The sequence below is a fragment of the Persicirhabdus sediminis genome, assembly GCF_016595495.1.
GTDB lineage: Bacteria > Verrucomicrobiota > Verrucomicrobiia > Verrucomicrobiales > Akkermansiaceae > Persicirhabdus > Persicirhabdus sediminis.
Genome location: NZ_JAENIM010000047.1, coordinates 99,059 through 118,138, shown reverse-complemented (window position 1 = coordinate 118,138; position 19,080 = coordinate 99,059). Strand labels below are relative to the sequence as shown.

Here is a 19,080-nt window from a genome sequence, read left to right as displayed (position 1 = left end):
TAGAAATAGTTGCGCGGTGAAATCTTCCGCTAAGCTCGCGATTATCTGCGTCTGCGCATCAATAACCCCAAACCGAGCAGACTAAGCAAGGAGCTGGAAACTTCTGGCACCGCGTCGATGTCTTCGAGAGGCCTATAACCGTCTAGTAAGAGGTTGTTATTGTCGATACCCTTGGCAAAGGCAACGTCTTCATTGCCGCCGCCGTTAGTGCCAAAGTCGAGCAACTGGTTGCCATTGCTATTTTCGCTGAAACGCTCACCAACGCCGCCAAATTCACTAAAGACGGTAACGTGAGTCGATGAGTCCCAGCCAGAAAAAACCATAGCGGGAATGCTGATAATCAGATCATCTGTGCCGCTTCCGCCCGAGGCTGGCAGTAGTACTGAGGTGGCTGGGTCATCGCCAGCCAGTCCATCTAAATTCCATGCTAGGGTGCCCAGCGCAGCTAGTGAGTTGTGTGAGTTGTCGGTGAGCTCAGGAGCAGCTGAATTACTAAGGTAGATGCCAAAGCGGTCTAGTGAGATATACTCTACGCTACCATTGCCCGGTTCGTTGAGGTCAATGGCAAACTCCACATAGAATGTGCCGTTGATGTCTTTCATCTGCATTTCACCAATGGTGAGACCTGGAAAGAATCCGTTAGGTGATTGGGTATCAAATACAGTATTGGCGCCATCTTCACGGTTATAACCAGAAACCACAGCGCCGTTATTATTGTTTCCACTATCAGAGAGACGATAAAGATCTCGGTAGGTACCAGAGCCAGATGAGCCGTCATCTACGTTAGTAGTGAAGATAGCATTTTGAATGGTATTGCGATAAAGGTCGGGGTTGGGATTGTTGCCAGCTTCATAGAAAAATTCTGAGTTTAGCTGAGCATTGTTATTAGCTGTATCGTAAACCGTGATGCCAGACATATTGATGATACTGGCGTGGGAAGTACTCGCACAAAAAAGGGCGAGCAAACATGAGGGGAGTTGCTTATTCATTGGAGGTATAGGGGATATAATCGAAACTGAGTACTAGCTAGTAAATCGATTATCTGTAAAGGTTAATGTTCATGTTAGTGTGTTTTTGTACGTCATTGCAATACAATGCTTTGATTATTTCTGGGAGGTGCTAATTATCTCACTGAAGGACGCATTTTTTAACTTCACTTGATTATGCCTGATAGCCCTCCAGATAGATTGATTCCTAAGCTCAGCAAACCGCCGCTGAAACCAGTAGATGAGAGTCGTGTTGAGAGTGCTTCGTTAGGGCGAGAGTCTGCCAAGTTGCAGGCTAGCCAGGCTCCTGAGGTAGTCGAGCTGTTGGACGTACAACCATTGGTAGAGCAGGTGGAAGACGGCTGGAGTGAAGAGCGTGCTCGACGTGTGGCTCCAGTTGGCTGGTTGTTTTTGATTGGGGTGTTAGTTTTTCTAGCTGGAGCTTGGGGGATTTTCTCACAGGGGCGGATAGAGCCAGCTGCAGAGGAAAATTCTATGTCAGCTAGAGTTGATCCAATTGTGCTAGCTGCAAGCCTCGATGAAACTGTGGCTGCGTATCTATCTGCGGATTCGGTCGAGGATCTAATTGGTCTGGTTAGGCATAGCGAACGAGTATCACCACTGATTGCTGATTATTACGCTGAGCAATCATTTCAGCCAGCTGATTTTGATAGAATTCTGCAACAAGAAGCAGTGGCAATTGGCGGGCGTGGGTTTCTCAAACTCACCGTGTTGCTAGAGTCTGGCGAGAAGCGCGATCTGGTGGTGGAGAATGTGAAGGGCAAATTTTTAGTCGATTGGGAGACTGACGTCCGCTACGGCACGATGGCGTGGGACCAGCTGCTCGATGAGCGTCCTTTTGAGCCCGTGGAGATGAGGGTATTTATCGAGCCTGACCATTTTTATACTCACGAGTTTCGCGATAAGTCGTTGTGGATGTGTTATCGACTCTCGTATAGTGCGGTGGATGAGCCAGTATTTGCCTATGTGAAACGTGGCTCAGCGGTGGCTAATGACCTGCGCGCATTTTTCATCAACCGCAAGCGCGGCCGGCCACTTGGTGAGCCCTTGGTGATGAAGTTTCATTTCCCTCACCTGCGCGATGGCAGCCGCGCGGCGGTGATTGATGAGCTGGTGAATGTGCGCTGGTTGATCGTGGAAATCGCGCGATGAGCTCAGATCGCTAAAAACTACGTTGATATTGGAAAAAATCCCCTATGCAGAAGGCGGGTGGTTTGTTACTTTCCCACGCGTCACTGAGCATCTGGGCCTCAGTGACAATGACTGAAAAATTTCTATGGCTGAAGAAAAGAAAAAGGGTGGCAGTGGATCGTTGATTAAGACGGTTTTCTTCTTGGGTTTATTTGCGGCGTTAGGTTTTGTTTCCTACAATATCTGGCTGTCGTGGCAACCGCGTGATCTCTCTGGAATTGCTGGTCGTGAGTTAGTGCTCAGTGGTGATTTTGAAGATAAAGGCAAGGTGGCGCAGCGCCTGCGCAATGCGATTGCTAGAGACCAATCGGTGACTTTCACAGAGGAAGAAATTAACATTTATCTCAATGCTAAGCTGGAAGTGAAGCAAGAGGGGTTATTTGGCCTTTTCATTGATGCCAAAGGCATTTGGGTCGACTTTTCCGATGGTCGCGCGGAAGTGATTATCGAGCGAGAAGCGGATTATCAGGAGAAACTCTACCCGCATACTGTTTCTATGATTTTTGAAATCAGCCGCGATGAAGAAAAAGGCAGCTTGATCATCGAGCGGCCCGGCGGCCAGTTTGGTCAATGTTACGCGCCAGGTGGCTACGTGGTGTTAGTGATGTCTAGCTTCAAGCAACTTTACGCCGCCCTCAGTGAGGAAGCTGAAATGTACCAGAGTGATATTTACAACATCGTTGTCGAAGACGGGAAGATTACCTTTGATGCAAAAGTTCCCGATCCTGATTCGCTGTAATTATAGTCGATGATGATGATGAGAAACCGCCAGCCAGTGCAAGTTCAGCCTGTAGTGTCAGCTAAATGCTGGCTGACTGCAGCCAGTATGATGGCGGTGACTTGTACCAGTTTGCCAGCTGAAGAAATTCCAGCTGGCGGTGGACCGACACCTACGCAGGTGGATGGCGAGGCCATCAAAGAAGTATACGCCGAGGCTGAAGAGTTTGCTTTGATTGAGGCAATGCGTCGCAAGATGGCAGCTGAGGCAGAAGCTAAAAAATCAGCCGCCTCCGAGGCAGCGGAAGGTGGTATGGGCGATGATGCGCAACGGCGCATGGATACCAGCATGAGTGCCAGTAGGCGCTTCCTGCTGCACGGTGGTGATTTTGCCAGCCGAACCGCCATTTCTTCTCTCGCAGATGATGTGCACCGCAAGCTCATTCAGCTTTTGCGTGAGCGTGACGAGCAAGGCAAGGCCGTCGGCGGTGAGCAAGACCAGAAGATTGATAGTGCAAATATTATCGATATTCGTTTGCACGGAAAAGTTGGAGATCCTGCGCCGAAACGAACTTTGGCAAAGGAAATTAACATCTTAGATGATAGCGTCCAGCTGCTCTTGCATTTGCATCTAGCGCGCGGTGTAGAAACCGAGAAACTCCAGCAGGCTGTGTTGGAAATGTTGATCTATCAGCGGTACCTGCAGTCTGGGCAAAATGTTGACCTCAACGAGCGCTTATTGGTTTGGCCTTGGCTATCAGTTGGCTTAATGGAGGCCATCCGGCTCAATGAGCCAGAAGCTGATAGAAGAGTCTATCAGGCGCTGGCTGAGCACATGGAGCTATTTCCTCCTGACAAGGTGATGCAGCTCACACAAGATGAATTTGCTTCGCTGAATGCGGTTTCTTATGCTGCCTATCGTGCGAGCGCTGGAGCTCTGGTTTCGGCAATGATCACCCAGAGTGGTGGCCGCGAGGGCATGACTGAGTTTCTCAACGACGTCGCTGGTTATAAAGGGGAAGTGGAAAACCTAATGCGCGAGCATTTCCAGGGCATGAACCTATCCAAGGAATCGATCCAAAAATTCTGGGAACAACAAATGTTGCGCGAGGGTGACGCCCGTCTAACTGACCAGATGTCGATCGACGAAACCGAGCAGAAACTGAGCTCCTACCTGAAGCTTCGTTACCGCAACGAGGATGGGGAAGTTGTGACAGCCGATTTGTCTCACTACAAGGAGGTACTGGATCTGGATCCAATTGATAGAGCTTATGCCTGTTACGGTGTGGCTACTGATTTGGACCGTCTCAGCTACCGATGTTTTGACCTCTACAGGCGCGACATTGTAGCTAACTACCAGCTGATGGTGCAGGCAATCATAGCGGGTAAAGATCCCGGTATTGAGGCAGAGTTAGAGAGATTACAACTGCTGCGTATGCAGATGATAGCTGCCACCCAGCGAGTGACTCAATACCTTGACTGGTATCAAATCACCAACGCTGAGGAAGTCTCAGGAGATTTCGAAAGTTATAGCAAGCTGCTAGAAGAAGTCGCGCGCGATGAAAAGATGCGCGACGATGCGGTGTCGCTCTATCTGGACAAAGCTCAGCGGCTTATTCGCTAAGATTCTGGCTGGCTTTGTCGATTTTTCGTTCGCCGGCATAGTGTTTCACCAAACCTTCGGTGACGGCGTCGGCGTATTCGCGGAAGATAGAACGGCGCATTTTTCCAAAGACCTCTTGTTCACCTTCGAAGTCGCCAGCTTGCACACGAGCGTGAACTTCTTCGTTATTCATCACGTAGGGTTCGTAGAAGATAACTGGGCATTGATAGAGTCTGTTGGCGAGCAAGTTTCTAGCCCACAACCCGGGGAAATTATCCACTGAGATTGCGCGGCGTGAGTTCTTTTCGTATTCGTAGTTAGGCAGACCTGTATGTTTGCTCATGGCTGTCACCGCGGCTTTGCCAATTTCCTTTTCTTCGTCGTGAACGCCCTGAAGAATCTTGAGTAACATTTCGTAGCGCTCGTCGTCGTGGGCAATTTCGCTTTTTGTGAGGGCGCCGTGTAGCAGCGTGTGGTTGTGGTTTTTGTCAGTTAATGTTGGATTGCTAGGGTCATCCCATGCCTCTGCATTGAAGTGCAGGCAGAGCACCAGATCTGGCGTGATCTGTGTATTGACGAGCTCGGCGCGGGCGCGGATTTCGCCAGTACGGTAGAGGTAGCGCTCTTGCAGTTTGCGGGTGGCGTCGGGCGTGGTGATATCGTAATGCTCAACTTTTGCGGCGGCAGCGGCTTGGTAATCATCTATCGTCAACTGACTAACTGGCGCGTTTTCGTCGCGCACTAGATAGACTTTAGCGCCGAGATTTTCTAGCTGGCTTTTGATGATTTCGGCAGTGACGAGAACCATTTCACCTTCCATCACTGGGCAGTGGTCGTCGATCTGGTACCAGCGTTCTTCAATTTGAGCATAGTCGCCGCCAATGTGGCCAGGGTCGATGGCGATCACCAGATCCGCTAGTGGTTTGTCAATCGTGGTGGCTGGAAGTTCTGCGGCTTTTTGCCAGAATTTTGGTGCAAGCTTGGCCATCTGAGTCGCTTGCTCGGGCGCAAATCTCAGGGTGAATATTTCATCTGGCTGGTGGCGGTTGCTGCGGATTTCCGCTCTATCATCAAACAGGCTGATCCATTCTTTCCAGCTGTCGCCAACCACGTAGACCTTGGTGAGCAGGCGCTCGAAGTCAGGTCTTGTGATGGTTTCCTGATAGATTCCCAGCTGGTTGTAGTCGGGGCGCGTGCCGAGGTCTGCTAGATAGGGGTCGTAGGCTAGTGGCTTGTCGCCGCTTTCCTCGATGAGATCTGGGTCGACTGGTTCTGGCTCAGGGGTGACTTCAACGATTGGCTCCGGTTCTGGTTCTACTACTGGCTCGACGATCGCTGGTTGCGGCGCAGCTTGCTCAGCTGGCTGGAGGTAGAAATAGGCGCCGGCTCCAGCTGCTGCTAGAGCGATGACGGCAAGGATAATTGGACTGGAAGATGAGCTGGTGTGGTCTGACACAATAGTGGTGGATTGGGATGCTAGCTACGTCTCGGCTAGATTTAGAAAAGGTCAAATGGCTACTTATGGTTGGCGAATGCTGTAGTCTATGATTGATTCGTTTTGTGATTCGAATTTTATTTTTAGGGGACATCGTTGGAGAGCCTGGCCGCAAGGCAGTGCGGTCTCGTTTGCATCATATTAAAACGCAGGAAGATGTCGATTTTATCATCGTTAATGGAGAAAATTCCGCTGGCGGACGAGGCATTACACCAAAAATCTGTGGTGAGCTGCTAAAAGCTGGCGCTCAGGTGGTGACGACTGGTGATCACGTCTGGGATCAACGCGAGATTGTTGAATATTTTCCCAAGCAGCCGCTACTGCTGCGCCCGCTGAACTATCCAGCTGGCACGCCGGGCAATGGCTCGGTGATTGTGGATACGGAAAAAGGCAAGGTGGCGGTGATCAATGTGCAGGGGAATACTTTTATGAACCCGCCGCTGGCAAATCCATTCCTCGCCATGGAGGAAGAAGTGAAGCGACTGCGCAAAGAGGAAGGCGTGAAGGTGATTTTTGTCGACTTCCACGCGGAGACTACTAGCGAGTCTATCGCTATGGGCTGGCATCTTGACGGCACCGTTTCAGCTGTGGTTGGCACTCACACGCATTGCCAAACTGCTGATGAGAAAATTCTCCCAAAAGGCACTGCTCACCTAACTGACGCAGGCATGTGTGGACCTGATGTTTCGGTGTTAGGGCGCAGCGTGGAGTCTGTTGTTTGGCGCTTTAAATCCGGCATGCCGACACGTTTTCCTGTGGCTAAAGGTCAAGTGCGCCTTTGCGGGCTGATCGTAGACATCGACGAAGACACTGGCAAAGCCACTGCGGTGAAACGTTACAACGAGCTGCTAGAGCTGGGCGCGTAAGCCAAAAATCCAGCTGGCTCGGCTAGCTGGCTGATCCAGCTGGGACAAGTTAGAACTTGAATCCAGCTGGACAGGCTTTACTGGTGGGTCATGTCTATTGATGTTCCATTTCTAGCAAAAGTATGTGAGGTGCCTGGAGCACCTGGTTTTGAGAAAGCGATCCGTGAGCTGGTGATTGACCAGCTGGATGGGCTTTGTGACGAGTTTAGCGTGGACCACATGGGCAATGTGGTAGCGCTGAAAAAAGGCCGCTCAGAGGAAATGGTGAGCATGGCCGCTGCGCACATGGATGAGATTGGATTCATCGTCACGCACATTGATGATAATGGCTTTGTACGATTCAATCCGCTAGGTGGTTTTGATCCGAAAACGCTAACCGCGCAGCGAGTGATTGTGCACGGCAAAAAAGATCTCATTGGCGTGATGGGCTGCAAGCCGATTCACATCATGGAGCCGGAAGAGCGCGGCAAGAATCTCAAGCTCAAAGATTATTTCATCGATCTCGGCATGGATAAAGAACAGGTGGCTGAGTTTGTTGAGGTTGGAAATCCTATCACGCGCCGCAGTGAGTTGCTAGAAATTGGCGATTGTGTGAACGTGAAGTCATTAGATAACCGCGTGTCGGTTTTCCTTTTGCTAGAGGTACTGCGCAAGATGAAGGAGGAAAAGCTCACGCCTGCATATGATTTTTATGCCAGCTTCACGGTGCAGGAGGAGGTGGGATTGCGCGGTGCTCAGGTGAGTGCTTTGGCGATCCAGCCAGATTTCTCATTTGGTCTGGATACGACGATTGCCTACGATACGCCTGGATCTCAGCCGCAAGAGCGCTGCACATCTATGGGTAAAGGCGCGGCGATCAAGATCATGGATAGCTCGACGATTTGTGATTACCGCATGGTGGCCTACATGAAGGAAGTCGCTGGAAAACATGAAATTGACTGGCAGCCAGAGATTCTAGCAGCAGGCGGCACGGATACAGCTAGCCTGCAGCGCATGGTGCCAGGTGGCTCGATTGCCGGCGCCGTTTCTATCCCTACACGCCACATTCATCAGTCGATAGAGATGGCTAGCAAGACGGACATTGCCGCTGGCATTGATTTGCTTACCGCCTGCCTGTGTGAGCTGGACGGCTACGACTGGTCGTTTTAGTAGAGAAATTGGTGACAGAGAGCTAAATATCCCTGTTGCATTTTTTTAATAGCTCGCTATTTTCCGCATTTCGTAACACCAGCTATGAGCAAGGAACAGAAAATTTGGCTAGATGGCGAGCTTGTGAACCAAGCTGACGCAAAGATTTCCGTATTCGATCACGGTTTGCTGTATGGCGACGGCGTGTTTGAAGGCATTCGTTTTTACAATGGACGTGTCTTCAAGTTGATTGAGCACGTTGAGCGTCTGTTCAACTCAGCGAAGGCGATCATGCTGAAGATGCCGTGGACTCTTGAAGAGGTCTGCGACATCGTCTGTGAAACCATTCGCGCTAACGAGCTGCGTGACGGCTATGTTCGTCTGGTAGTGACTCGCGGAGCTGGCGGTCTGGGCATGAACCCATACCTGTGCGAAACGCCGTCGATGTTCTGCATTGCGGCATCTATCCAGCTGTACCCAGAGGAATATTACACCAAGGGGCTGGAAATCGTTACTTGTTCCACTCGCCGTCCGTCTCACGCGACGCTGAGCCCGCAGGTGAAATCATTGAACTATCTCAATAACGTCATGGCCAAGATCGAGTGCGTGAAGGCTGGCGTGATGGAGGGCATCATGCTCAATGAAAATGGTACCGTGGCTGAGTGTACTGGCGACAACTTATTCATCATCAAGAAGGGTGTCATCGCGACTCCTAAAATCAGCGATGGTGCGCTCGACGGCATCACTCGCGAGACGATCTTTGAACTCTGTGATGAGCTGGGTGTGGGCATCTTTGAAGAAACGCTCACCCGCTACGATGTGTACACTGCGGATGAAGTTTTCCTTACAGGTACCGCCGCTGAGGTGATCCCAGTGGTGAAATATGACGATCGCGAGATTGGTGACGGCAATGTTGGTGAAATCACCAAACACCTCATCAACGCTTACACTGAGTGCGTTAATAGCGACGTCAGCAGTACCGAGATTTACGAACAAGACGCTGAGTAATCGGCTATAGTTGATCAATTTACATGGCGTCGCGGGATTTCCTGCGACGCCATTTTTATTTCCCAGCTGGCTGATCTTTTGTGAGATCTTGGTTTTCAGCGTGTATAGTATAGGTATAGTACAAGTCCTGATTACAAATATGAAAACACACATGAAAAAGGTAATGTCGATGGTCGCGATGGCGGCTTTGTCAGCTGGAGCAATGGCTGGTGAACTGGAGTTTGCTAAAGAAAATCCGCTCAAGCGCGATAAGTCAGCCGCCGCAGCCAGAGGCTGGGAGATTGGTGTGCAGGTGTGGACATTTGGCGCCTATTCATTGGAAGACCAGCTAGCTCTGTGCAGCGCGCTGGACCTCGACTTCATCGAGCTCGGACCCAAGGTGAAATTTAGCCAGCCAGAGGAAGCTCAGGTGGCATTGTTACAGCTCGACGACAAGCAAGCTGCTTATTTGAAAAAATTGTTAGCTGATCACGATTTGAATTTCAAACAACTCTACGTGCATATTCCTGGTACTAGAGAAAATTGGGAAGCCTTTATGAAATTTGCTCAGCAGTGGGGGGTAGATACGCTGGTGGCAGAACCAAAATACGAGAACCTTGCCATGGTAGACGAGCTAGCTCAGCAATACAAAATCAAGGTGGCGATTCACAATCACCCGAACTTAAATAATAAATACTGGAAGCCTGAGATGGCCACCAGCCGCATAGGCGAGCTGTCCGAGTGGGTCGGCCTCAACCCAGACCTTGGCCACTGGATTCGTATGGGAGTAAATCCAGCTGAAGAGGTGAAAAAAACAGAAGTTCGCAACCGTCTGGTATCATTGCATTTTAATGACTGCGAGGAACTGGGCGCAAATAAAAGCCCTCATTGTGTTACGGGATCTGGCGCTGGCCAGCTAGATGACATGATGAAAACATTACGTGAAACTAAGTTCACTGGACGCTTTGCCATCGAGTATGCTCACTGGAATAATAACTTCCAGGATGTGCAGAAAATCGTTCAATATTTTGACGAACAAGCTAAGTAGCACCCTACTTAGACGGGTTCGCTAAGAACTTTTTTGGCACATGATAGAGGTCATCGATTGAGGCTCCATAGGCTTCATTGGTGCCATAAGAAGTGGCAATCATCTGGAAACTCAGCAGGTCCATATAGCCGTTGCGAAATCTTTGATCTCTAGCAATCATGTCATCCATCGTCGCTTTACCTTTGTGATCACTGGTAAGGTAGACGTCGTATGATTTGTTGTGCATGTTGACCACCATCCAGATGTTGTACCATTTGCCTTGCTCAATATCGCTAAACGCCACTTTAAGGTCGGCGCCATCGCGAGTGAAAAGACTCAGTGAACCCTCATAGGTGTGCAACAGAATTTGTGTCTCTAGCGAGTCGAAGTTGATTGGTTTCTTTTTTGAGCTCAAACCAAAGCTGTGGTTAGGTGAATCTGTATCCGCTCTAACTCTGAAAAAATAGGTGTAAATAGATTTTGTTGGAATGACGGTGATAGGCAGGCTTGCTCCTGCGTGCTCCTTTTTTTCTCCATCGGCGTCATTTGTTGGTCCCCACGTGATATAGCCGTTGTTACCAGGTTGATCTTTCCTGCAGATTGGCCGATCCTCAGAGCCAAACAGGACCCATGGTTTACCAAGTTCCTTTTCCGCAGGGTAATTGAATTCGTCAATGGGGGTTAATCTTTGCCCGTGGCTCAATGTGCTGAGTATGAGCATATTGGCCAGTATTAATAAAATGCCTTTCATGAGTATCTGAATACCTCGGTTACAACCTTATCTGAGAGAATTTCCGCTAGACAATTTGTATGAGGTAGGGTGTTTTAAAGCAAATGTTTTATTCGTGAATTTTTTTCACGCTCAACAAGCACAGCTTCTGCCACAGTCTACAGCTCATGAAAAGAGAAAACCCTGACCTCAAAAAAATGAGATCAGGGTGTGAAGGATTGAGTCAGACCTGACTTGATTAGTTGTTATTAAATCGTTTTTCTAACTGCGCTTGATAGAGGTCTTGCGGGTACACATTTTCCATCGATTCTACCCAACGTTCCGTGGTTGAGGTGTCAGTAGCATCCAAAATGGCTTCAGTATAACCGAGAATTCCCACTACATTTTGCATAGGAAACTCAGTGGCTGATGGCAGATTCATCAGGCTAGATCCATCGTAACTGATGTTCCATGAGGTCGGGCGCGCCGCGGCATTGGTTCCGCGTGGTTTATTTCTGGCGCCACCGCACTGCCATATTCTGCTGGCATCTTGCGTATGCAAATTGGTGAACAGGTTAGCATACGGCGCCCACATGTGGTGGTCTTGCTCGAGACGGTCAAAGTAGCAATCGTGCATGACGTTACCATTAGAATATGATTCTACGCTGAGTGCGTGCACCCATTTGCCGTAGATGTTGACGTTTTCTACCAGATTGTCCTGTGACCAATAGATGAACCAAACACCGTGGTGACCAGCGTCTGATAGACCGCGGGTCTCAACACCAATTTCACAGTCAATCGCTGTGGTGAATCGTGTATCATAATATTGCAGTGCATTGTCGGAGTCGAGAATCTCGAGGTCGTACACCCATGAGTGAGCGATAGATTGCAGCACGATCGCGTTGTTGCCAGTTTCCGAGTTGTGGCTTTCGTGGTCTTCCCCAGACATTTTTAATGTCATGGACTCAAGGCCAACTTGCTCCACAGTCGGTTCCCATTTGTTGATAGAGTGAATCCACTCAGGTTTGATATCAGTGCGTGATGGGCGGTCGAGCGTCACTGTGGTGCCATTGATAGATTCAATCTCGGCGATAAAGTCAGTGAGCACTTCAACAGTTTCGTTATCGGATTCAGGATTGATGCTAGGGTTGTCACCGTGGAGATGTAGGGCGAGAGCTTCACTTCCTGCCTGACGAATGCGTAAATAGTCACCCACAGCTAGCTCACTAACATCACTCAACTCGAAGGAGTAACTTCCTCTAGCGGCCTCTCCGAGCAGAGTGTAATCTCCATAATGAAGATGTTCGCCGAGCACGGTGATGAAACCTCCACGGTACGTAAAGGTACCAGCAGCTTCGCCAGTAGCTTCTTCTAGGTTTAGCGGGAAGCTGAGGATAGTCTCACCTTGACCGGCTCCTCGTAGCACGCTGTTGCTGCTAGTAATGTAGAGCTGTTTGGTGATTTCGTAGGTGCCAGCTGGAACGTAAAGCACACCACCAGCTGCCGCTTCAAGCGCAAGCTCAAAGGCGTCACTATCGTCGAGTCCGTCGTTAGCAATTGCTCCAAAGTCGAGCACGTTATGTGTAGCTGGCTGACCAACCGGAATGGCAACGCCGCCAAATTGGTAGCCACTGTGACCAAACCAAGGTAGACGCGAGCTGCTATCCCAAAGCTCACCAGCAAATCCCCATAAGGCTGAGAGCTGAGTTTCAGCTACTAGCTGAATGGTGATCTCCAGTGTATTGCTTGGGTTAGAGTTGTTAGTGAGAGTGAGGTCATATTGCCCAGTTGGCAAATCTGCAGCTGGATCTACGATGATGCTGCCATTGCTGACCTTGAATAGATCTGCGTTAGGGCCGCTGAGTGAAACCTGATCTGCGCTAGCTGGCGCGCCGCCGAGGTAGAGATTAGATAGCTGGCCTGATGCTGGCTGGGCACCAAGAAAATCAGTGGTATCGACTGTGAGCTCAAGGTCTCCAGTGTATGCTGCAACGATCACATTAACCACAATGCTGTCACTTGCGCCGAGTGGGTCGGTGACACTAACTGTGAAGCTGTCATTGCCCTCGTAGTCTTGAGCTGGCGTGTAGGCGACAACGCCATTGGCAGCAACACTAGCGGATCCATTTTCTGGTAGGGAACTTATTGCCCATGTTAAGGCATCACCGTTAGCGTCGTCAGCATCGAGAATCAAGGAGAAGGCGTTAGGCGTATTGTTGGTATTGATGTTCTGGCTGATACTGTCACCCGCTGTGATCACTGGGGCGTCATTGTTAATGACTGAGCCGACCACAGCGAATTCGCTGAAGGTATTCCATTTTGTAATACTATTGCCGAATGTTGTTAGCCGGATCTGTGATGCGTAGGTGTCATCAAATTCATAAATGACATTTTCAGTAGTGTCGCCAGAGGAAACGTAGCTGCCCAAGAATGTCCAATTTTCACCGTCAATCGACGCTTCGAGATCAAATGTGGTAGATCTGATATCACCTTTGTACAAGGCGATGTTAGCATAGTTAATTTGTGAAACTTCAGCTAAGGTGAACGTAGCGCTAGCTCCCTTAGTTCCAGTTGTCCAGCGGCTTGTTAAATCGCCGTCGAGCATGTTCTCCGCAGGGTGCTTGGTGCCATGAGTGGCTGTCGCGCTAACTATTTCTAGCTGCTCTTCATTGATGGGAATGCTGCCCAACAAGTCAATCTCGGTGTAGCTGTTCCATGCGCTGTTGCTATTGCCTTTGCCTATCAGTTTGACGAATTTGGCTGTCACTTGTGGCAGTGGATAGGACTCTTGTTCTAGTGTGGTGGCTGAAGTTTGAAAACTTCCCAGCGCCGTCCACGTTTCACCATCTAGTGATGACTCAATGTCAAAGTAGGTGACTCTAGTGTCACCCACAAAGGTCGCTAGGGAAATGGATTCTAGCACCGCTTCTTGCTCAAGGGTGAGCGTGAGGCTGGCGTCTGTTTCGTCACTCGACCAGCGAGTATCTAATAGATTGTCGAAGGCATTCGCTGGTGGATTACCTTCTTGGTAGTTGCTAGCGGAGTAGGCAATGATGGGGAGCTCAATAGTCTCAGCTGTCAGCGCTGTAAGGCTGACTCCAAGTAGAGCACTTGTGATTAGCTTTTGTGAGAAGCTTTGTTGGTTAGGTGTGTACACTTGTCTCAATTTTTGGGTTAATAACGAGTTGTCCAAAGAATATGGGATGGATAACTGTTTGAATAAAATGTTTGAGCGACAAGAGCTCATCAAGCAACATTTTGCCTCATTGAGAAGGAGCAGAGCAGGCTAACATGTCTTCGGCGCTAGGTAGCCTAATCTGCCTGCGATTCAGCTCTAATGGATATCAGGGAGGCAGGGTGAATTTAATCCATTAAAGCTGAGCCATTATTAGCATCGTTTCATATGTGGAATTCAATTTCTAATGAACACATGATTAGGTGTGGTCTGATGATTCGTTCCAACAAAAACATCGAGCACGTGAATTCAAGATGCCGGCTTAATGTTCGCAGTTGCATGCGTATTCTTGGAAATCACATGTCGGGCAGTCAGCTAGGTTTAGGTTGATGCGGATATTTTTAGTCTGAGCATCGGGGCTCATTTTAACCTGCAATACTGTGGCCACATTGGTTCCAGCTGGTAGTGGCTGCTCAGAAGTGAAGCTATCACCAGTTTTTGCAAAGGTGAGTTTTGTTGGCGCTGAGCGATTGCCGCAGACCGCTGAGATTGATTGTTCAGCTGGAGCGATCGCCTTGCCTTCATCGTCAATGAAGGTGATTTTGACTAGTCTATCAGCGGTGACAAATAGTTCAGCGTGTGGGCTCACATCATGCAGAATGCGGCCATGGTTAGGACCGGCGACTTCGGCGTGATCATGGGCGTGAGCCTCTTTTTTCACAGTGCCGTGATCATGGCCGCAGCCACCTGGGTGATTGTGTTCTTCTGCGCTGAGAATCCCAGCGGAAAGGGCAAAGGCGGTACTGCAGAGCAGAGCGAGTTTGTTATATTTTTTTGTCATAGATTAGTATTAGTTAGGTGTAAGTTTTTAATTACTGAGTTGCTGGTGATTTACGTTTCACCACACGGTGAGCAGCCTTTCGTCCAAAGGCCCAAAATACAGCGGGAGTGAGTCCCAGCCCGAGAACAGTGCTGGTGATCAGTCCGCCAACAATGACGATGGCCACAGGATTGAGGATTTCTTTGCCAGGGTCTTCAGCTGCTAGAACGAGCGGAATGAGGGCTACTCCTGCTGAAATCGCCGTCATCAAAACAGGAACTAAGCGCTCTAGTGTTCCGCGTTCTATCATCTCTCTCGTGAAGGCTTCACCCTCGTGTCTCATCAGGTGTAGGTAGTGAGAAATCATCATGATGCTATTGCGCGCGGCAATCCCTGTAATGGCGATGAAGCCAACTAAAGTAGCGATGCTGATATTGTTCAAAGTTAGATAGGTGAGGAAAACGCCGCCGATGAGCGCCACTGGGATGTCAGCGAGCACCTGCAGGGTGAATACCGAGGAGCCGAAATAGCTGAATAACAGGAAGGCGACGACAAAGAGCACGATGGCTGACATCATGAAAATGCGGTTTTTTGCTTCTTGTTGGGCGACGTATTCACCCTCGTAACTCACCGAGTAACCGTGTGGTAGTGTGAGTTCGTTGTTCACTTTTTCTTGTAGCTCATCAACGAGCTCGACTAGGTTTTGGCTGCTTGGGTTGATGCTAACGATGAAGCGACGCAGCGTATTTTCCCGCATGATGTTATTGGGGCCTGTAGCTTGTCTAATATCAGCGACGTACTCTAGCGGAATTCGTTGCCCGCTTTGAGTATCTAGGTAGATGTTAGCGAGCTTGTCTGGTGATTCGCGCCATTCTAGCGGCAGGCGAACCACGATGTCGTAAATCCGCTCACCGTCGTAGATTTCAGAAATATATTCACCACCTAGCAGAGTAGCCAGCTGGCCATTAATTTCACCTGGCGAGATGCCGTAAGCTTGAGCTCGATCGCGGTTCACCTCGATGCGCAACTGCGGGATGGACGCTTGTTGCTCGATGCGAGCTTGTTCCAGCCCTGGAATGGACTTGGCTATTCGTTGTATATCAGTGCCAATTTTTCGCAGTTGATCGAGGTCGGGGCCGTAGATCTTCACCGCGACCTTAGCTGGAACGCCACTGAGCATGTGACCTATTCTATCAGCTAGTGGGCCACTAACGACACTGAAGGTTCCGGGGATAGATGCCATCGTTTCGCGCATGTCGTCTAGGACCTCTTGGCGGCTGCGCGCATCATTGCCGTAGTTGTATTCGACATCGATCTCGACGGTGGAAACTGGCACCACATGGTCACCATTTTCAGCGCGGCCAACACGGTAGGCGACTGATTGAACCTCAGGGATCTCTTGCAGTAACTCGGTGGCTTTTTCAGCTATTTGTGTGGTTTGTTTTAGCGAGGTGCCCGGAGCTGTGGTGGTGGCAATCATTGCTGAGGGTTCGCGAAATGCTGGCAGGAAGTTAGATCCCATCTGCGGGTAGAGCAAAGCCGCTGCAACCAGCAACATGGCCGCAATTGCCATGACCATGAATGGCTGAGCCAGCGCTAACCTGAGCCACGTATTCTTCAATATCCACTTTAACAAACGCACCAAAAATCCGTCGCGGTGGACTTTGTTTTTCTTTGGATTGAGGAAGAATGATGACAGTACAGGGATAACCGTTAGCGAGACCACAAAGGATGCTGACATGCTAACAATCGTGGCAATGGCAATGGGGGAGAATAGTTTTCCTTCCACGCCGCTGAGGCCTAGCAGCGGAATGAATACCAAAATAATCAGGATAGTGGCGTACAGAATGGAGCTTCTTACCTCAGCGGAAGCTGAAGCAATCACGTCTAACTTAGCTTTTTGCTGAGCTAGGGGTAAGTTGGCATTTTCTCGCAATCGGCGGAAGACATTTTCCACATCAACGATGGCATCATCAACGACCATGCCAATGGCTACAGCCAGACCTCCAAGGGTCATTGAGTTGACGCTGAGGTCGAATAGGTCAAATACAAAGAAGGCAATTCCCAGAGAGAGCGGGATAGCTGTTAGCGTGATCAGGGTGATACGGAAATTGAGCAAAAAGAGGAAGAGAATCAAGCTGACCATGATGGCTCCATCGCGCAGCGCTTCTAGCAAATTGCCGATGGCGAGATCGATGAACTCACGTTGTTTGTAGATGGCCTTGACCTCTACGCCTGCTGGCATGCTGGCTTGCAGTTCAGCTAGAGTGTCGTCTAAGCGCTCAGTGAGTTCGATGGTATCAAACCCTGGAGACTTGGTGATAGAGATGATGACGCCGCGGTGGCCGTTAGCTCCGGCATCACCGCGCATGGGCTGTACGCCCCATACAACCTCGGCGACGTCCTTGATCAGGATAGGCCTGTCGTTGAGGTATTTGACCACGGTATTGCTAATTGACTCGAGATCGCTGGTCATTGCTAGATTGCGCACCATGATCTCTTGGCTGCCTTCATCCAAGAATCCACCAGTAGTGTTGCTAACCGAGTTGGCTGCGGCTTCTCTGAGTTCGGCGAAGTCGATGTCATGTGACAACATGCGTTCTGGGTCTGGCTGGACTTGAACTTGTTTGACTCCACCGCCCATGGATAGGACTTCGGCGATGCCTGATAAGCTTTGGATTCGTCGGCTAATGGTCCAGTCAGCTAGAGACCGCAGCTCGCGAGGTTCTGTTTTTCCTGTGGGATCGGTGACACTCACTAGCATGATTTGCCCCATCAGCGAGGCTGCTGGAGTCATGTAAGGTGTGATGCCGTTAGGTAGATCTTCGGTGATGCCAACAAGCCGCTCTTGGACAAATTGGCGTGCACGATAGATGTCAGTTCCCCAGTCAAATTCCACATAGATAAGCGACAGACCAACGTCATTGATACTGCGGATGCGATCGACTCCGGTGACGCCCATGAGCTCGTTTTCTAGTGGCACAGTCACCAGCGTTTCAACTTCCTCAGGAGCCAGCCCGGGAGACTCGGTTAGCAGAATGACTGTGGGTTTGGTGAGATCGGGGAGAACCTCAACTGGCAGCTTGATTGCGCTGTTAATACCCAGCGCTAGCAAGGTGAGCGCGATCATCATGATCAGCGCCCGCTGGCGTAGGGAAAAACGAATGAGATAATTAAGCATGGCAATGTTAGTTTTTAGTTTTGCTTAATTGAGCGATGGTCTTGGCGTCTTTGGACGACTTGATGCCGCTGGCGACAAGTAGAACTAACAAAATACCAACAGCGATGCGCATGAAGATCAGTTGGCTGGACGAAGCCGAACCTTCAGCGTGATCGTGGCCGTCGGAGCCAGCTCGCGCTGCTTTTTGTTCTTCGGTGACAATGGTGCCATCTTCGTTGTGTTCGTGGCCGTGAGCTGCGTCTAACGCTTCTTTTAATGACATGCCACTACCGGCGCCAACAAAACCTAATGAATAGGATCCATCAGTAACGACGAGGTCGCCGGGAAATAGCCCGTTGATGATTTCCGCGTATTGATCATTCATCTCGCCAACGACTACTGGAGTGCGCACGTAGGTATTTTCCAGCTCGAAGTGTTTGATGAAAACTTCTCGTTTGGCGACGTCACCTTGAATGGCTTTGCGCGGGACTGACATGACGTTCTGGCGTTTGCTAGTGACGATAGAAAACTCAGCGCGCATTCCTGGGCGAAGTTTCAGCTCTGGGTTAGGGATTTGAAAAATGGCGCCTATCGTTCCTCCTTGGCGGCTCGCCTGAGTGTCAAAACGAATCAACTGACCGTCGAAATTTGTGCCGCCAAGCGCGGGAATTCTGATATGGGCTTGGGTGCCGGTTTTTAGTTGGCTAACGATTTTTTCTGGGACTTGAGCTACGGCCCATACTGTGGAGAGGTCGGAAATGTCCATGAGTTCGTTAGCTGGCTCAACTGGCTGGCCGATGCGAATATGGCTAAGCATAACGAGACCGTCTTGTGGTGATGTCAGCTCGATGACTGGTGGCGGGCTGCCTGGCTGGCGGCTTTCCACTTTGACGAGGACGTCACCTTTACTAACTGTATCTCCTTCGACGGCGTTAATTTCAACGACGCGGCCAGCAATGCGGCTACTGAGTACTGAGTGCTGGCGTGGGATTTCTTCAATGCGGCCAATGCTGAAGACCGTAGTTTCAAAATCAGCTTCGTTAGTTTCTACCACCTTGATGCCGAGGTTGCGCACTTTGGCGTCATCGAGGATGATAGTATTGGCAATTTCTTCAGCTGACATGCCCTTCTCTTGGGCTGGTGATATGATGGCGCTACTGAGTATGGCTGCTGCCATAGCGGTGAAAAATTTCAT

The 19,080-nt window shown here is 49.8% G+C and carries 14 protein-coding genes; 7 read left to right on the top strand and 7 right to left on the bottom strand.

From position 1 onward, the window contains the following. Positions 1 to 41 precede the first annotated feature (41 nt). The gene (locus JIN82_RS16400) at positions 42 to 989 is read right to left on the bottom strand and encodes a hypothetical protein (RefSeq protein ID WP_200312755.1); all 948 of its coding nucleotides are present in this window, start codon (positions 987 to 989) and stop codon (positions 42 to 44) included. 174 nt (positions 990 to 1,163) lie between these two features. Between JIN82_RS16400 and JIN82_RS16395 the strand changes: the two genes are divergently transcribed. The 3 genes from JIN82_RS16395 (at position 1,164) to JIN82_RS16385 (ending at position 4,539) form a co-directional block, all read left to right on the top strand. Next, a complete protein-coding gene (locus JIN82_RS16395; protein WP_200312754.1) occupies positions 1,164 to 2,159 on the top strand; it encodes a hypothetical protein in 996 nt (331 codons plus the stop codon). Between the two features lie 124 nt (positions 2,160 to 2,283). Continuing rightward, complete coding sequence (locus JIN82_RS16390) at positions 2,284 to 2,937, top strand: hypothetical protein (protein WP_200312753.1); 654 nt, start codon at positions 2,284 to 2,286, stop codon at positions 2,935 to 2,937. A gap of 9 nt (positions 2,938 to 2,946) precedes the next feature. Continuing rightward, positions 2,947 to 4,539, top strand: coding sequence for a hypothetical protein (locus JIN82_RS16385; protein ID WP_200312752.1), 1,593 nt, complete (start codon positions 2,947 to 2,949; stop codon positions 4,537 to 4,539). On the opposite strand, the gene JIN82_RS16380 is transcribed toward JIN82_RS16385, so the two are convergent. Beyond that, positions 4,529 to 5,974 (bottom strand): N-acetylmuramoyl-L-alanine amidase, encoded by a 1,446-nt coding sequence (locus JIN82_RS16380; protein ID WP_200312751.1) that lies wholly within the window; start codon positions 5,972 to 5,974, stop codon positions 4,529 to 4,531. The genes JIN82_RS16385 and JIN82_RS16380 overlap by 11 nt on opposite strands. Before the next feature lie 104 nt (positions 5,975 to 6,078). Here JIN82_RS16380 and JIN82_RS16375 point away from each other — a divergent pair, with 104 nt between their 5' ends. The 4 genes from JIN82_RS16375 to JIN82_RS16360 all read left to right on the top strand — a co-directional run bounded on the left by JIN82_RS16375 (position 6,079) and on the right by JIN82_RS16360 (position 10,042). Beyond that, positions 6,079 to 6,879, top strand: coding sequence for a TIGR00282 family metallophosphoesterase (locus tag JIN82_RS16375; protein ID WP_325099533.1), 801 nt, complete (start codon positions 6,079 to 6,081; stop codon positions 6,877 to 6,879). A gap of 90 nt (positions 6,880 to 6,969) precedes the next feature. Further along, entirely contained in the window at positions 6,970 to 8,028 is a 1,059-nt protein-coding gene (locus JIN82_RS16370) for a M42 family metallopeptidase (protein WP_200312750.1), read from the top strand. Between the two features lie 84 nt (positions 8,029 to 8,112). Continuing rightward, a complete protein-coding gene (ilvE, locus tag JIN82_RS16365; RefSeq protein WP_200312749.1) occupies positions 8,113 to 9,015 on the top strand; it encodes a branched-chain-amino-acid transaminase in 903 nt (300 codons plus the stop codon). A 151-nt stretch (positions 9,016 to 9,166) separates the two neighbouring features. Further along, complete coding sequence (locus tag JIN82_RS16360; RefSeq protein WP_234042124.1) at positions 9,167 to 10,042, top strand: sugar phosphate isomerase/epimerase family protein; 876 nt, start codon at positions 9,167 to 9,169, stop codon at positions 10,040 to 10,042. A 4-nt stretch (positions 10,043 to 10,046) separates the two neighbouring features. Here JIN82_RS16360 and JIN82_RS16355 read toward each other — a convergent pair whose 3' ends face one another. The 5 genes from JIN82_RS16355 to JIN82_RS16335 all read right to left on the bottom strand — a co-directional run bounded on the left by JIN82_RS16355 (position 10,047) and on the right by JIN82_RS16335 (position 19,080). After that, positions 10,047 to 10,772, bottom strand: a complete 726-nt coding sequence (locus JIN82_RS16355; RefSeq protein WP_234042123.1) for a hypothetical protein — start codon at positions 10,770 to 10,772, stop codon at positions 10,047 to 10,049. A 217-nt stretch (positions 10,773 to 10,989) separates the two neighbouring features. Next, entirely contained in the window at positions 10,990 to 13,887 is a 2,898-nt protein-coding gene (locus JIN82_RS16350; RefSeq protein ID WP_325099536.1) for a discoidin domain-containing protein, read from the bottom strand. Between the two features lie 340 nt (positions 13,888 to 14,227). Further along, on the bottom strand, positions 14,228 to 14,746 hold the full coding sequence (locus tag JIN82_RS16345; RefSeq protein ID WP_200312745.1) for a hypothetical protein: 519 nt from the start codon (positions 14,744 to 14,746) through the stop codon (positions 14,228 to 14,230). Between the two features lie 31 nt (positions 14,747 to 14,777). Beyond that, a complete protein-coding gene (locus tag JIN82_RS16340; protein WP_200312744.1) occupies positions 14,778 to 17,906 on the bottom strand; it encodes an efflux RND transporter permease subunit in 3,129 nt (1,042 codons plus the stop codon). 7 nt (positions 17,907 to 17,913) lie between these two features. Then, positions 17,914 to 19,080, bottom strand: a complete 1,167-nt coding sequence (locus JIN82_RS16335; RefSeq protein ID WP_200312743.1) for an efflux RND transporter periplasmic adaptor subunit — start codon at positions 19,078 to 19,080, stop codon at positions 17,914 to 17,916.

Excerpts from the sequence above, each read along its gene's own strand:
- JIN82_RS16390 (WP_200312753.1), top strand. The coding sequence starts at position 2,284 with ATGGCTGAAGAAAAGAAAAAGGGTGGCAGTGGATCGTTGATTAAGACG.
- JIN82_RS16385 (WP_200312752.1), top strand. The coding sequence starts at position 2,947 with ATGATGATGATGAGAAACCGCCAGCCAGTGCAAGTTCAGCCTGTAGTG.
- JIN82_RS16355 (WP_234042123.1), bottom strand. The coding sequence starts at position 10,772 with ATGAAAGGCATTTTATTAATACTGGCCAATATGCTCATACTCAGCACA.
- JIN82_RS16370 (WP_200312750.1), top strand. The coding sequence starts at position 6,970 with ATGTCTATTGATGTTCCATTTCTAGCAAAAGTATGTGAGGTGCCTGGA.
- ilvE (WP_200312749.1), top strand. The coding sequence starts at position 8,113 with ATGAGCAAGGAACAGAAAATTTGGCTAGATGGCGAGCTTGTGAACCAA.
- JIN82_RS16395 (WP_200312754.1), top strand. The coding sequence starts at position 1,164 with ATGCCTGATAGCCCTCCAGATAGATTGATTCCTAAGCTCAGCAAACCG.
- JIN82_RS16345 (WP_200312745.1), bottom strand. The coding sequence starts at position 14,746 with ATGACAAAAAAATATAACAAACTCGCTCTGCTCTGCAGTACCGCCTTT.
- JIN82_RS16400 (WP_200312755.1), bottom strand. The coding sequence starts at position 989 with ATGAATAAGCAACTCCCCTCATGTTTGCTCGCCCTTTTTTGTGCGAGT.
- JIN82_RS16360 (WP_234042124.1), top strand. The coding sequence starts at position 9,167 with ATGAAAAAGGTAATGTCGATGGTCGCGATGGCGGCTTTGTCAGCTGGA.
- JIN82_RS16335 (WP_200312743.1), bottom strand. The coding sequence starts at position 19,080 with ATGAAATTTTTCACCGCTATGGCAGCAGCCATACTCAGTAGCGCCATC.
- JIN82_RS16340 (WP_200312744.1), bottom strand. The coding sequence starts at position 17,906 with ATGCTTAATTATCTCATTCGTTTTTCCCTACGCCAGCGGGCGCTGATC.